Raw genomic sequence first — 14,633 nt, forward strand, 5'->3', positions numbered from 1 at the left:
TGGTGCGTAACATTTCGATCGAACGAGGCATTGCGTTATTGGAATTGGCAAATCCGATATTCGGAGGATATTCAATGCTCATCGGGCATCCCGGATATTGGGATGGTGCTTGAGTGCAGCGGGAGCCGTGGGCGGCGCCTGGAGAAGGGCGGCCGTACAAGTCGAATCGCCCTAGCCCAACTCCAAGTCAGTTTCGTGGCGGATGCTACGGAACATTTCGCACGTTATCCATTGGATGATGGTTTTGTCGCCTTGTTGAAATGGGTCGTGTATTCGTATCGGATAATCAAAGAAATGCTTATCGAACGGTTAATGTTTGAACGGATTTAAATGCCATAAACGATGAAATCGTTTCTGCGTCATGTGAGAAATATCCGTGAGTAATAAAGCCCGCTCGAAAAGGTAGCCCAACATCCGTCATAAATTTGCGCCGGTTCGATCCTTAGTCTTTCCCGGGCGACTCCCTCCGCCATGCCGCGCGCAGTCATCGAAGGACGCAGTCGCGCACGTGACAGGAGAGCTCCGGCATGTCGGCATTCCGCTACGAAGCGATCGATCCCACCGGCCGCACGCTGAAAGGCGTGCTCGAAGCCGACAGCGCGCGCTCAGGCCGCAGTCAGTTGCGTACGCAAGGACTCACGCCGCTCGTCGTCGAGCTGGCCGCGCAGCGGCTGCACGGCGAGCGCCATCAGCGCCTGTCGCTCGGCCGCAAGCTGTCGCAGCGCGAGCAGGCGATCATCACGCGCCAGCTCGCGAGCCTGCTCGTCGCGGGGCTGCCGCTCGACGAATCGCTGTCGGTATTGAGCGAACAGGCGGAACGCGAATACGTGCGCGAACTGATGGCGTCGATCCGTGCGGAAGTCGTCGGCGGCCATTCGTTCGCGAACGCGCTGACCCAGCATCCGCGCGATTTCCCCGACATCTATCGCGCGCTCGTCGCGGCCGGCGAGCACACGGGCAAGCTCGGCGTCGTGCTGTCGCGCCTCGCCGATTACATCGAGCAGAGCAACGCGCTGAAGCAGAAGATCCTGCTCGCGTTCACGTACCCCGGCATCGTCACGCTGATCGCATTCGGCATCGTCACGTTCCTGCTGAGCTACGTGGTGCCGCAGGTGGCAAACGTGTTCACCAGCACGAAGCAGCAGTTGCCGACGCTGACGGTCGTGATGATGGCGCTGTCGGATTTCGTGCGTCACTGGTGGTGGGCGTCGCTCGCGGCGACGATCGCGATCGGCTATGCGATCGGCAAGGTGCTGTCGCGCGACGGGCCGCGCATGCGCTTCGACCAATGGCTGCTGGGCGCGCCGCTCGCGGGCAAGCTGGTGCGCGGCTACAACACGGTGCGCTTCGCGAGCACGCTCGGCATTCTCACTGCCGCCGGCGTGCCGATCCTGCGCGCGTTGCAGGCGGCCGGCGAAACGCTGTCGAACCGCGCGATGCGCGCGAACGTCGACGACGCGATCGTGCGCGTGCGGGAAGGCTCCGCGCTGTCCCGCGCGCTGGCCCATACGAAGACGTTCCCGCCGGTGCTCGTGCACCTGATCCGCTCTGGCGAGGCGACCGGCGACGTGACGACGATGCTCGATCGTGCATCGGAAGGCGAGTCGCGCGAGCTGGAGCGGCGCACGATGTTTCTGACGAGCCTGCTCGAACCGCTGCTGATCCTCGCGATGGGCGGCGTGGTGCTCGTGATCGTGCTGGCCGTGATGATGCCGATCATCGAGCTGAACAACATGGTGCAGTGATGCGCGCGTCAGCGCACGAACGCGTTGGCCTTCTCGGTGGCGGGCAGCGCGACTTCGCGTTGCAGGCCGTTGCGGTCGACGACGATCGAGCGCGCGCGCACCTCGGCGAGCTTCGCGGCTTCGCCGATCGCGGCGCCGAGCGACACCACGCGCGACCCATCGCCGCCGACGCTGACGATCGCGGCCGCGCGACGCGCGTCGAACGCGAGCACGCCGAGCAGCTGGATCGCGTCGTGGCCGTTGTCGGGTTTCGCGCCGAAAAGTCGTGCGCCGGCGGTGACGTCGATCGGCACGGGCGGTGCGGGCGCCGCAACGGGCGTATCGGCCACGGTCAGCACGTGCACGGCCCACAGCGACACGGCAACGAGCGCGCCCGCGGCGGCGAGCGTCGCGGCAAGCGGCACGAGACCGGCGCGGGACGCCACGGTGCGGAGCTGGGCGAGCGGTTTCATGACGATCGATCGGTTCGGATGACGGAAGACGCTTTCCATTCTTCGACGCTAGGGTGAATGCATGATGACGGGGCACGACGAAACGCGAACATCGGATGCGGCACGCGTGCGGGAAAACGTGCATCGTCGCCCGCAACGCGGCTTCACGCTGCTCGAGATGCTGGTCGTGCTCGTGATCGTCGGGTTGCTGGTCGCGGTCGTCACGCTCGCGTCGTCGCGCAATCGCCGCACCGATCTCGCCGAGGAAGCGCAGCGTCTCGCGAACCTGCTCGAATCGGCCGGCGACGACGCGCAGGTGCGCTCGATACCGATCGCATGGCAGCCGGTCGGTGGCGGCTACCGGTTCGTGCAGCGCACCGCGAATGGCGCGTGGGCACCGATGACCGACGACCTGTATCGCGCGCGCCGCTGGGGCACCGAAGTGACGGCCGTGTCGGTGCGCTACACCGGCGGCGGCGACGCGCCGTCGCGCGTCGTGCTCGGCAATGAGAGCATCGACGTGCCGGTGACGATCACGCTATGGTCGGGCGACGTGCGGATGGCGGTCGTCGGCACGGGCATCGGCAACTTCGTCGTGCGCCGGCCGTGAGCGATGCGATGCCTCGGCCGTGCATCGATTCGATGCGTTGCATGCTTCACCTGACTGTCACAGTGCCCGCTCACAATCTGGCGTTCGCTTGCGACCGAACCGCTCACGGGGGTGCGCGTTCCGGCACGCAGCGTGCAACTCCACTTCCGATCAGGGATTCATGACTCGTTCACGGGCGCCGACCGGTGTCCTGGCGCTCGTCGCGTGGCTCGTATTCGTCGTGCTCTGCATGCGCGACGCATACGCGCAGGAGACCGGTTCCACCGGCCGCCCGCCGGGCAGCGTCGTGCATTTCGATCTGCCCGCGCAGCCGCTCTCGAAGGCCTTGCAGGACTTCGCGCGGCTCACCGAGCTGATCGTGCTGGCGCCGGCGCCGCTGCTCGACGCGCGCACGAGCGCGCCCGTGCAGGGCGACTACGTGCCGCGCGACGCGCTCGAGCGCATGCTGGCCGGAACGGGGTTGCGTGCGGAATTCTCGCGGCCGGACGAAGCGATCATCGTCGCGCAGCCGGCCGCCGACGCGGCACCCGCCACGGCCGACACGCCGGCGGACGCCGCGCTGCCGATCGACGGGATCGGCGATTCCGGCGAGCGGCGCACGTTCGCGGGCGTGCTGCAGGCGCATCTGATCGATGCGCTGTGCGCGCAGCCGGCGGCGGTGCCGGGCAGCTATCGACTCGTCGCGCAGGTGCGCATCGACAACAGGGGGGCGGTGGTGGCGGTCAACATGGTGGCATCGAGCGGTTCGGCCGCCCGCGACGCGGCGGTGATGCGCGCGCTGCGCGCGCTGAAGCTGGACGATGCGCCGCCGGCGGACCTGCCGCAGCCGGTCACGATCCTGTTGCGACCGGCCGGCAACGGCGTGCACTTCCGCTGTCCGCCGACGGCGTCGCGAGGCTAGCCCGCCATGTCCGACACCACCCGCACCGGGCTCAGGAAGCTGCTGGCGACGCGCTATGCGTATCTGGTCAGGCGTCTCGAACGCGTGACGGGGTCGAAGGACGGCGCGGCCGATGCGCTGCACGAGACGTGGCTGCGCCTCGAGAACGCGAACGTGTCCACGCAGGTGACGAACGCGGACGCCTATATACTCGGGATGGCGAACAATGTCGCGATCGACCAGCATCGCCGCGAGCGCCGTCATCTGCACGACGACGATGTCGAGACGCTGCTCGAGACGCCCGACGAACTGGCCGATCCCGAGCGGATCGTCGCGGCGCGCCGCAAGGTCGATACGCTGAAGGACGTGCTGCGCGGCCTGCCGCCGCGGCGCCGCGCGATCCTGCTGGCCGCGCGCGTGGACGGCCTGCTGAACCGCGAGATCGCCGAGCAGTTCGGCATTTCGCTGCGGCTCGTCGAAAGCGAGCTGAGCGCGGCGATGAAGTACTGTCTGCAGCGCATGCAGGAAGATGGCGACGCGTACACGGGCTCGCGAGGCGGGCCGCGTAAATTTTGAGTACCCGGACGATGACGAAAGCCCAGGCAGAACCCGCCCACGACGCACTCGACGAAGCGAGCGCGTGGCTGCTGCGTCTGCGCTCGGGCGAGGCAAGCCAGGCCGAGGCCGACGCATTCGCGCGCTGGTGCGCCGACCGTCCGCAGGCGGCCGCGCTGTTGCGCGACACCTGGGGCTCGCTGCGCACGGCGGCAACCGAACTCGCGCACGAAGAGCGCACGGCCGCTGCCTGGGCAGACGTGGCACGGCGCGAGCGCACGATGCGCACGGGCCGCCGCGCGTTCATCGGCTTCGCGGTGGCGGCCGGCGCGTCGTGGCTCGCGGTGCGTCCGCCGCTGCAGCTGTGGCCGTCGCTCGGCGATCTGGCCGCCGATTACCACACCGGCACCGGCGAGCAGCGCAGCGTCGCGTTGTCGTCGCGCGTGACGGTGGCGATGAACACGCAGACACGCGTCGACGTACTGCCCGCAAGCGATGCGGCGCACGGCATCGAAGTCGTCGCCGGCGAGGCGGAAATCGACGCGGCGACGCCGCCGGCCGGCCGCGCGACGCCGATCCAGCCCGTGACCGTGGTCGCAGGCAAGGGCCGCATGCAGGCGACGGTTGCGCGCTTCAACGTGCGGCGTACCGGCTCGCAGGTGTGCGTGACCTGTCTGTCCGGCACGGTCGCGCTCGCCCATCCGCGCGGCGCGCGCACGCTCAAGACGGACGATCAGGTCGTCTACGACGATCGCGGCGTGCAGCCGGTGACGCGAACCGATCCCGCCGCGATCAGCGCATGGCGGCGCGGGATGCTGGTATTCAACGGCGTGCCGCTGTCGGATGTCATCGACGAAATCAACCGCTATCGTCCGGGCCGGGTCGTGCTGCGGCGTGCCGCGCTCGGCGCGAACCGGATGCAGGCGCAGTTTCCGATCACGCGGCTCGACGACGTGATCGACATGGTCGGCCGCCTGTATGGCGCGCACATCACGCGGCTGCCAGGCAATATCGTGCTGCTGAGCTGACCGGCTTTTTCCTCTCTTTCACTTTCTCGTTCTCCCGTGTCCCGCCGGCGATCCGTTCGCCCGGCCGCGGGCTGCTCGCGTACTGCGGGTTACGGCCCTCCGATACGACCTGATCAATGAGGGCCGGCAAACGCCGGGCTGCCGCTCGCGGCGCCCGGTGGAGCGTCGTCGGATCCGAGGCGTGGGTGGCAAGCGCCCCGGCCGCGCAGCGGTGCGGGGGATGGGTGTCGAAGGAGCTTCGGGCGGTGGCGTGACATGAACGAATCGCAACGGGATGCGGATTCCGGCGACGCGAACACGCGCGCCGACGCGATCCGCGAAGGCGCGGTGCGCTGGTTGTTGTGGCTGCGCGCCGGCGATACGACGGAGCGCGAACTCGCCGCGTTCCGGCGCTGGTGCGCGCAGAGCGACGAGCATGCGCGCACCGTCCGCGAGCTGATGTGGATGTGGGCGGTGCTGGAGACGGTCGGGCGCCAGGAACCGGGCGGGCCGCCGCGCACGCACTGAGCGGCCGAACGACGCGGGCATCGCGGCGCACGGCGGAATCGTTTTCATCCGCGCGCATCCGGGTGTCGCAAGAAATTCTGCGGGTTACGCGCGCCCGCTTCGACCTTGTATACGAGAGAGCGAGGGGGCCGTGGAGCGGAACCGGGGGCCGAGGCCGGCCTCCGGATTGCCGCCGGCATGCGGCGACGGCCGGCGATCAGGATGCCGCGTCGCCGTCGCGGCCCGCACGGGCGCCGCGCCAGGCGGCGTCGAGCGGGTCGTCGGTGTCGCGCAGCGGTTCACGCAGAAACGGAAAGCGTTCGTAGAACGGTGCGGATTCTTGCAAGGCCACGATATGGTTGATCATCCATTGCAGCAACTCGCCGCCGTGCCGGACCTGTTCCGGGCGCCAGTCCGGCATCGTCGCGAAGAGGGCCGCGAAGCCGCTCCAGCGCGACGGACGATCGTTGTCGCCGGGCCGGAAATACGTGTTCATCGCGACGTCGTTCGCGTCCGTGAGCGTGCCGACGAACAGCCCGCGGGGTGTCGGTACGCCGATCTGCTGCCAGTGTTCGGCGATCGCGAGCGAGCGCATCACACGCGCCGTGACGAACGCGATGCGGGTTTCGTGCTCGATGTCCGCCAGCGTCATCACGCCGTTGCGCTGCATGCAGCGCGCGACCGCATGCGGCCGGATCGCGTTCGATGCGAAGCTGCGCAGCACGAGGTCGGGTACCGTCAGCTGCAACTGGAATTCGCGCAGCCCATGCGCGGCGCTCATCGTCGAGAAGTTGACGAACAGGCCTTCGGCACGGCCAAGCACGCCGACGAACGGATCGAGGCCGAGGCGCGCGAGCCTGGGCGCGATCTGGCGCGCAAGCAGCCGCATCAGGTTGCGGCGGTTGCGTACGCCGGTGAAATCGTCGAGGGCGCGCGTGACGAGGTCGCTGATTTCCCAGCGGCGTTCGTCGGCGAGCAGGCGCGGCGAGCGGCTCAGGTCGAACCGGGCACGGCCATGCGCCACGCGTGGATCTACGTACATGCCGGGGCCTCGTGCATCGATTGCGGACGGAGCGCCGCGACGGCATGCGGCCGTGCGTGCCCGGTTGCCCACGATGCTGCGGCGTCGACGGTGGCGCGTCAAGTGCGTTCGCGCGGTGACGGCCGGTTGCGGACCGGTCGTTGCAAACGACACGGGGTGTCCCGATGATGCGCGCGGTGGTGGAACGCTTCGTCGAGCAGAGTCCGATGGCGATCATGACGCGGCTCGTGCTGCAGTGCGCGCTGCACGACGACTGGCTCGACACGGGCGCCGGCACCGACGGCGAATCCGACGACGAACCGATCCGCGAGGCGCTGTTCGCGCTCGCGGTCGATGCGATCGCGGCGATCGCGGCACGCGCGCGCGCGCCGTCCGACACGGCGGGCTTCGCGCCGACGGGCGTCGGGGCCGCCGTCGCCGCGCTGCACGACGGGATGAGCCGGCTGCGCGCCGGCTGGGGGCGTGCGCTCGTGAAGGACAGTGCGGAGCTGCTGCTGCCGATCGCGACGGCGCGTGCCGACGACCGCGGGTTCGGCGGAATGCGGCTGCGCGTGCTCGATGGCGCGGGCGGCGCATGCACGCCAGGGCTGGCGGCTTGCGATTGCGGGCGGGCTTGCGACGATCCGGTGCGCGAAGGGGGCGTCGGTGCCGTCGGTGCGGGCACTCGCGTGTTGCCGGTCTTCGATCCCGATCTCGGCTTGATCGTCGACCTGTTGCCGGTCGAGCGCGGCCGGCAGCATGCGCGCGCACTCGTTGCGGCACTGCTTGAAACCGTGCGCCCCGGCGAGCTGTGGATCGTCGACGCGCGCTTCGATGCGGATACGATGCTGTCGAGCTGGCCGCGTCGCGGCGGTGCGTTGATCCTGCGCGAGTATGCTCGCGCGAGCGTGTGCCGCCCGCTCGGTGAATGGCATCGCGCAGGCATGTTCGACGACGGGATCGTGCACGAACAACCGGTTGGCATGACCGGCGACGCTGGAACGCACGATGTGTTGCGGCGAATCGAATGGCGCCGCACGGCAGCTGACGGCGAACCGGGCGACACGGTGACGCTGCTGACCGACTTGCCGCCCGAGCAGTTCGATGCGGTGCGGATCGTGCAGCTGTCGTGCCGCCGCTGGCGCGACGCATTGCCGTTGCCGCTCGAACCGGTGCTGGAAGGCGCGCCGTTCGGCGACGCGCCGGCGCGTGCGTCGCTGCTCGCATGCGGAATCGCCGCACTCGCGTATAACGCGTTCAGCGTGATGACGCAGCTGGTCGGCACGGTGCTCGATCTCGACGTGCGCGACGCCGAGCGTCTTCCTGCGCATATCGCCGATGGCGTCGCGTCGATCTACGCCGGGATGATGATCGCGCTGCCGCCCGATTGGTGGCGCCGCTACGACCGGTTGCCCGCAACCACCCTCGGGCAGATCGTGCGACTCCTGGCCGTGCATGTCGATCCGCGCAGCGAGCGGCGCAGGCGCCGCGACAACCGGCTGTCGGCGAAATCGCAGGCATTGTTGCGCGCGGCGACGCTCGAGCGGCTGCTGCACGACGACGGCGACGATGCCGCCGCGAACGTGTTCAGCCTGCGCACGATCGCGATGGCGACGCGCGACTTCAGCAGCAATCCGTCGAAGGCGCTCCGGCATGCGGCCGAGGCGCTGGTGATGGTCACGAAATACAACCGGCCGATCGCGCTGCTCGTGTCGATCGACGACTGGAACCGGCTGCTCGGCGAAGTGCGCGAGACGAGCCTCACGCGGCTGACGTTCGATTGCGCGGTGACGTCGCAGGGCACGCGCGCGGTCGGGTTGAGCGAGTCGTCGATGGCCTAGATCGTCCATCCGCGCTGCGCTGCATCGACGTGAACGCAGGCGACGCGCGTACCAGTCTTCAACTCGTCAGCCGCCGCACCCAGATTACCGACGTCCACGTGAAGTTGCCGCTGCCGTAGCGCGCGATGAGCGTGTCGACGCGCGCGTTGATCCGAGCCGAATGCACGCGGCAATGCACGATGAAATACCCGCTGCTGACGCCTACAGCCGAGCCGTCCGGCAGCGTCGGATTGCCGCCCTGCGCGGGCAGCAGGTACTCGGCGATGTCCCCCGTGCTGACGAAATACGCGCTGCCGCGCCGATCGACGAGCCGCTTGGCCTGGCTCTTCGACAGCGTCGGAATCGCGGCGACCAGCACGGGTTCGGCCGCCGTGTTCGCGTTCACCACCGTGAGGTCGGGCAGCACCGTCACGTATGGCGCGAGTGCGTCGATCGCGCGCGTGTCGTAGCCGGGAATGCGGGCGAGATCGTCGACGGTCACGAGCTGCAGCGGCCAGCCGTCGGGGCCGTTGGTCTCGCGTAGCGAGCGCAGCATGTAGTCGGCCGTCTGTTGGGCGAGCGCCGGGTCGAGCCCGAGCTCGCCGAGCAGGCGCCGGTAGGCGAGCACGCCTTCCGCGTTCGCCTGCCAGGGCTTGCCTGGCGCGATGCGCGACACGAGGTTCATCAGGTTGAAGCGCGCTTGCGCATCCTCGACGTTTCCGGAAATCGATGCGCGTGCAAGCTCCGCGTTGACCGCGACCGCATCCGGCGGCAGCAGGTCGGACAGCGGCACGTCGGCGAACGGCGCCGACCAGGGCTGGCCCTCGAACGTGACGTTCGACGTCGCATTCTGCGCGCGCAGCGTCGCCCGCGCCCATTCGACGGCGGCGCGCTCGACCCACATCGTCTGTGTCGCGAGCCGCTGGTTCTCGACGTCGCGCGTCGCGACCTGCTGGCGCCACAGCACGCTGGCCGCAAGCGTGGCCGCCAGCGCGACGACGAGCAACACCGTCACGATCGCGATGCCGCGTGCGCGCGCCGCGCCTGTCGCGCCGGACCTTCCGTATCGATGCATTCGCGTGCCCCCGTTATATGGGCGCGGCCGCATTTACGCCTCGAACGCCAGCCACGCATGCGCGATGCTCGCATGCGCGGATGACGTGACGCCGAACATCGCGGCAAGGCCCGCGACCCAGAATGCGAGCATCGCAGGGCGTGCGTCGTCGGCTTCGACCGCGAGCGGGCCGACCAGCGCGGCGATCGAATGCGAGCGCCACAGCAGCAGCACGAACAGCGTGCAGCCGATCGCCATTGCAACGAAGAACATGAACAGCGCGACCGTCGAGCGTCGCGTGAACGGCACGCGGTGATGACGCTGGTTCGTCGCAACGATCGCCAGGCCGTTCGCGACCGGCACGATCGCGATCGCGAGCGTCCAGAACAGCGGCTGATCGCTCGACGCATTGATCAGCAGCAGCGTGCCGATCGTCCAGGTCGGCGGCGCCAGCAGCGTGAGCACGCACCACGACAGCAGCTGCCACGCGAGCCACGGTGCGCGCCAGCGCAACGGCCGGCGCGGCATGGCGTGACCGGCGGCGGCGTGCAGCGGGTTCGGCGGCGCGGCGGTGCCGGACAGCCTTCCGGCGAGCCAGCGTACGAGCATCGTGGCAAATGACATGGATCGGACCTCGTCGTCGACGTGTTTTTCTCATTAGTTAGGACGGAACGGGCCGCGCGAAACCGCAGGTTTTCGTGATGTCCGTGCGCTTGCCGCACGGCGACAGCGCCGGTCGTCCCGCGTAAACGATATCGGGCCGGTGGTCGCACCCGGTTTCGTGAATAACTTCAGCGCAATGTCACAAAAACTTCCCGGTACAAACCCGACGATTGTCGGGCCGCCCGCAGGCGCATCTCGATTCGCGCGCTACGCGTCGGGCGGCCAACACGTTTGCCGGTGACGCACGCAAGTGCAACGCCGTAGAGCCGTTACGGCCGTGCAGGCGATACGCACACGAAACGGGGGCCACGCACATTCCTGTACGGCATCCCGCGCGAGCGCGCGCGGGTTTCCGCCGTGCGCGCATTGCAGGCCGCATGCCCTTGGCGTCGCGCGGGTGGTCCGCGCAAAAAAGTTTGCGGCAATGCGTGCTTCGTTCCGTCTAGGTAGGTGAGAGCGGCAAGCAGGTGTGCCGCGCGAGATCGCCGCGTGTTTGCGTCCGACGCAGCGGTGTCGGCGATTGCGGGTTTTCCGACGACGTTTCGTCCTTTCCGGTAGACACGGTCAAGCCTGTCCGAACAGCGCTCCCGTTATCGCGGCATGGCGGCGAACACGCGAACGGCGCATCGATCGTAGCGACGGATGCCGGTGATGCAAATCGAGGAAGCGCATCACGCGGATCATGATAAGGATGGCGAATAAATCGTCATCAAAGTGAAACAGGCATTTGATAGCGGGGCGGCCGCTCGTGCAGCGCGGCCGTCCGGCGATCCGGAACAACAAAGGGGAATGGCGCATGCCGCCGAGAGTAGACCGCAAGTCACGCGAACGATGGCGGCTGAAATGCCGATGTCTGGCCTGCGCCGTGCTGGCCGGAGGGCTGTGCGTCGCATCGGGCGTCCGCGCGCAGGAAGCCGCGGCGACGCCGGCCGCAAATGCCGCGGCGTCGGGATCGTCGGCGCCGCAGACGTTCGACGTGAACGCGTTCGTCGTGCGCGGCAACACGACGCTGCCGACGCTCGAGATCGAGAAGGCCGTCTATCCGTTCGAAGGGCCGGGCCGTACGCTCGCCGACGTGAATGCGGCGCGCGACGCGCTGCAGAAGGCCTATCAGGAGCGCGGCTACCAGTCGGTCGTCGTCGAGCTGCCGCAGCAACAGGTGAAGAACGGCGTGATCCTGCTGCAGGTGACCGAGGCGAAGGTGGGCAGGCTGCGCGTCGAGGGCGCGCAATACAACTCGCCGCAAAACATCCGCGACGCGGTGCCCGCACTCGCCGAAGGCAAGGTGCCCGACTTCAACGAGGCGCAGCAGCAGCTTACCGACCTGAACCGTTCGGCGGACCGCCAGGTGATTCCGGTGCTCAAGCCGGGCGCGATGCCGCAGACGGTCGACGTCGATCTCAAGGTCGACGATCACAGCCCGTTGCACGGCACGCTCGAGCTGAACAACGACAACAGCCCCGGCACGTCGACGCTGCGCACGAGCGCAAGCCTCAGCTATGCGAACCTCTGGCAGCTCGGTCACGTGATTTCCGGCACCTACGTGATCGCCCCGCAGCACCCGAACGATGCGCGCGTGTACGCGTTCTCGTATCTCGCGCCGATCAAGGACACGCGCTGGAGCTTCCTCGCCACCGTCGTGCACTCGGACAGCAACGTCGCATCGGTCGGCGGCACCAACGTGCTCGGCAAGGGCACGACCTACGGCTTCACCGCGATCTACGCGCTGCCCGCGTCGGACACTTACGCGCACTCGGTCAGCATCGAGATCGACCGCAAGCATTACGACGAGAACGTGAGCCTGGTGGGCCAGACGTCCACCGCGCCGCTGACCTACGTGCCGGTGACGTTCTCGTACAACGGCCAGCTGAGCCTGAAGAACTCGCAGACGTCGTTCTCCGCGTCGCTGACCACCAACATCCGCGGCCTCGGCAGCGACTGGGGCGCGTGGGACAACAAGCGCTACAACGCGACGCCGGATTTCGTGTACGGCAAGTTCGACGTCAACCATACGCAGCGTTTCGCGAACGACATGCAGGCCAACGCGCATGTGAGCGCTCAGATTTCGAACTCGCCGCTGGTCTCGAGCGAGCAGTTCGCGGCCGGCGGGATGAACAGCGTGCGCGGCTACATGCAGGCGGAAGACACGGCCGACAGCGGCGTGATCGCGTCGCTGGAGCTGCGCAGCCCGTCGCTGTCGAAGTGGCTCGGCGGCGCCGTCGGCAGCCGCGTGAACGAGTGGCGGTTCCACGCGTTCTTCGATGCCGCGCATCTGTGGCTGCTCAGCCCGCTGCCGGAGCAGACGTCGCGCTTCAACTTGATGAGCGTCGGCGTCGGCACGCGACTGCAGCTGATGAAGTACGCCAGCGCGGACTTCGAGGCCGGCTGGCCGTTGAAGGCGGGCGTCTATACGCGGCAGTACAGCCCGCGCTTCGATTTCTACGTACGGCTGGGGTTCTGACGAATTTTTTTTGATCGTGCCGGGGCGATGCGGCGAGCGCTGCGCCCGCACATTCGGGGAGTGGATCGTGAAGCGAGTCTTGTTTTTCCTGTTGGCGGTGATGCTCGGCGTGTTGCCCGGCATCGCGAACGCATGGTGGCAGAACGACTGGTCGTACCGAAAGGCGATCACGATCGACGCGAGCCCGAAAGGCGCGAACCTCGCGGATTCGGCGGGCCGCGTGCCGCTGCTGATCCGCCTGCATTCGGGCAACTTCCAGTTCGACGGGCTGGCCGACAACGGCGCCGATATCCGCTTCGTCGCGGCCGACGACAAGACGCCGCTGAATTACCACGTCGAACAGTACGACCCGGTGCTCGGCGTCGCGCTGATCTGGGTCGACGTGCCGAAGATGCCGGCAAGTGCCGCGGAATCAATCTGGATGTACTACGGCAACAAGAAGGCGCCGGACGGCGGCAAGCCGGCCGAGACGTTCGATCCCGACTACACGCTCGTCTACCACTTCAACGGCGCGTCGGGCACGCCGCCGAAGGACATGACCGCGTATGCGAACAACGCGCAGAACGCGACGTTCCGCACGGTCGAGGACGGCATCGTCGGCAAGGGCGCGCGCTTCGACGGCAATGCATCGTTGACGCTGCCCGCGAGCCCGTCGCTGAACCTGCCGGCAGGCGGCAGCTTCACGTTCAGCGCGTGGGTCAAGCCGGCCGCGCTCGCGACGAATGCGCTGCTCTACAGCCGCCGTGACGGCGCCAACGCGCTGCTGATCGGCCTCGACAACGGCGTACCGTTCGCGCAAGTCGACGGCGCGGCCGGCAGCGCGGCGCCGGTGCGCACGCCGGCCGCGTCGCCGGTCGCCGCGAACCAGTGGACGTACGTCGCGGTGACGGCCGACGGCAAGAACCTGACCGTCTACGTAAACGGCAAGCAGGCCGCGCAGGTCGCGGCAGCACTGCCCGCGCTGAACGGCGTGGCGACGGTCGGCGCCGATGCAGCGGGTGCACCGGCGGGCTTCGCCGCGTACACGGGCACGCTCGACGAACTGCGGCTGTCGAAGATCGCGCGTTCGCCCGCCGCGCTCGCGGTCGATGCACTGGCCCAGGGCTCGGAATCGAAGCTGGTCGCTTACGGCGCCGACGAAAAGCAATCGGGTTTCGGCTTCGGTTACTTCGGCGTGATCGTGCAGTCGGTGACCGTCGACGCGTGGGTCGTGATCACGATCCTGCTCGGCATGGCGCTCGTGTCGTGGATCGTGATGTGGACCAAGGCGCGCTACGTCGGCACGGTCGACAAGGCGAACCAGTATTTCGTGCAGCGCTTTCGCGAAGTGGCGGGGCGCCATCTGGTCGGTCTCGCGCATGTCGACGAGGCGAGCGCCGAAGGGCGCCGGCTGTATCAGTCGTCGCTGTACCGGCTCTACAAGGCCGGCGTGCACGAGATCCACAGCCGCGTGGACGGCAACGGCCGCACCGTGATCACGAGCGAGTCGATCGAGGCGATCCGCGCGTCGATGGACGCGACGCTCGTGCGCGAGAACCAGCAGCTGTCGAAATCGATGGTTCTGCTGACCATCGCGATCTCGGGCGGCCCGTTCCTCGGCCTGCTCGGCACCGTGGTCGGCGTGATGATCACGTTCGCGGCGATCGCGGCAGCCGGCGACGTGAACGTGAACGCGATCGCCCCGGGTATCGCGGCCGCGCTGCTCGCGACCGTCACCGGCCTGTTCGTCGCGATTCCCGCGCTGTTCGGCTACAACTACCTGCTGATCCGCAACAAGAACGTGACCGCGAACATGCAGGTGTTCGTCGACGAATTCGTCACGCGCCTCGCCGAAGCGCATCGCGCGCCGGATCACGCGGTGCTGGCCGACTGAACGCAC

At 68.1% G+C, this 14,633-nt stretch carries 14 protein-coding genes; 9 read left to right on the top strand and 5 right to left on the bottom strand.

Going from position 1 to position 14,633, the window contains the following annotated elements; all coding sequences use genetic code 11:
• The first annotated feature begins 527 nt into the window (after positions 1-527).
• Positions 528-1,745 (top strand): type II secretion system inner membrane protein GspF, encoded by a 1,218-nt coding sequence (gene gspF, locus HW466_RS00840; RefSeq protein ID WP_059451050.1) that lies wholly within the window; start codon positions 528-530, stop codon positions 1,743-1,745.
• Between the two features lie 8 nt (positions 1,746-1,753).
• Here the strand turns inward: gspF and HW466_RS00845 are convergent, their stop codons facing one another.
• The gene (locus tag HW466_RS00845) at positions 1,754-2,197 is read right to left on the bottom strand and encodes a type II secretion system protein N (protein ID WP_174905470.1); all 444 of its coding nucleotides are present in this window, start codon (positions 2,195-2,197) and stop codon (positions 1,754-1,756) included.
• Positions 2,198-2,258: 61 nt separating this feature from the next.
• Between HW466_RS00845 and gspH the strand changes: the two genes are divergently transcribed.
• From gspH to HW466_RS00870, 5 genes are all read left to right on the top strand, one after another.
• The gene (gspH, locus tag HW466_RS00850; protein ID WP_151007173.1) at positions 2,259-2,786 is read left to right on the top strand and encodes a type II secretion system minor pseudopilin GspH; all 528 of its coding nucleotides are present in this window, start codon (positions 2,259-2,261) and stop codon (positions 2,784-2,786) included.
• Between the two features lie 160 nt (positions 2,787-2,946).
• The gene (locus HW466_RS00855; RefSeq protein ID WP_059507673.1) at positions 2,947-3,687 is read left to right on the top strand and encodes a TonB C-terminal domain-containing protein; all 741 of its coding nucleotides are present in this window, start codon (positions 2,947-2,949) and stop codon (positions 3,685-3,687) included.
• Positions 3,688-3,693: 6 nt separating this feature from the next.
• Positions 3,694-4,242: an RNA polymerase sigma factor gene (locus HW466_RS00860; RefSeq protein WP_059451052.1), complete on the top strand. Its 549-nt coding sequence runs from the start codon at positions 3,694-3,696 to the stop codon at positions 4,240-4,242.
• A gap of 11 nt (positions 4,243-4,253) precedes the next feature.
• Entirely contained in the window at positions 4,254-5,249 is a 996-nt protein-coding gene (locus HW466_RS00865; RefSeq protein ID WP_059805725.1) for a FecR family protein, read from the top strand.
• A gap of 255 nt (positions 5,250-5,504) precedes the next feature.
• Complete coding sequence (locus HW466_RS00870; RefSeq protein ID WP_059507670.1) at positions 5,505-5,756, top strand: FecR/PupR family sigma factor regulator; 252 nt, start codon at positions 5,505-5,507, stop codon at positions 5,754-5,756.
• Between the two features lie 196 nt (positions 5,757-5,952).
• Here HW466_RS00870 and HW466_RS00875 read toward each other — a convergent pair whose 3' ends face one another.
• The gene (locus HW466_RS00875) at positions 5,953-6,777 is read right to left on the bottom strand and encodes a hypothetical protein (RefSeq protein ID WP_059545696.1); all 825 of its coding nucleotides are present in this window, start codon (positions 6,775-6,777) and stop codon (positions 5,953-5,955) included.
• A gap of 140 nt (positions 6,778-6,917) precedes the next feature.
• Here HW466_RS00875 and HW466_RS00880 point away from each other — a divergent pair, with 140 nt between their 5' ends.
• Entirely contained in the window at positions 6,918-8,597 is a 1,680-nt protein-coding gene (locus HW466_RS00880) for a type II toxin-antitoxin system Phd/YefM family antitoxin (protein ID WP_239005845.1), read from the top strand.
• Positions 8,598-8,655: 58 nt separating this feature from the next.
• Here HW466_RS00880 and gspK read toward each other — a convergent pair whose 3' ends face one another.
• The 3 genes from gspK to HW466_RS31770 form a co-directional block, all read right to left on the bottom strand.
• A complete protein-coding gene (gene gspK / locus HW466_RS00885) occupies positions 8,656-9,651 on the bottom strand; it encodes a type II secretion system minor pseudopilin GspK (protein WP_060262053.1) in 996 nt (331 codons plus the stop codon).
• 33 nt (positions 9,652-9,684) lie between these two features.
• The gene (locus HW466_RS00890) at positions 9,685-10,254 is read right to left on the bottom strand and encodes a hypothetical protein (RefSeq protein ID WP_059451058.1); all 570 of its coding nucleotides are present in this window, start codon (positions 10,252-10,254) and stop codon (positions 9,685-9,687) included.
• Between the two features lie 603 nt (positions 10,255-10,857).
• Entirely contained in the window at positions 10,858-11,298 is a 441-nt protein-coding gene (locus HW466_RS31770; RefSeq protein ID WP_239005846.1) for a hypothetical protein, read from the bottom strand.
• On the opposite strand from HW466_RS31770, the gene HW466_RS00895 reads away from it, so the two are divergent.
• Positions 11,270-12,754 (top strand): ShlB/FhaC/HecB family hemolysin secretion/activation protein, encoded by a 1,485-nt coding sequence (locus HW466_RS00895; RefSeq protein ID WP_244138211.1) that lies wholly within the window; start codon positions 11,270-11,272, stop codon positions 12,752-12,754. The genes HW466_RS31770 and HW466_RS00895 overlap by 29 nt on opposite strands.
• Before the next feature lie 67 nt (positions 12,755-12,821).
• A complete protein-coding gene (locus HW466_RS00900; protein ID WP_174905471.1) occupies positions 12,822-14,627 on the top strand; it encodes a DUF2341 domain-containing protein in 1,806 nt (601 codons plus the stop codon).
• Positions 14,628-14,633: the final 6 nt, after the last annotated feature.

Origin of the sequence: Burkholderia territorii (assembly GCF_902833055.1) — a bacterium.
Lineage (GTDB): Bacteria > Pseudomonadota > Gammaproteobacteria > Burkholderiales > Burkholderiaceae > Burkholderia > Burkholderia territorii.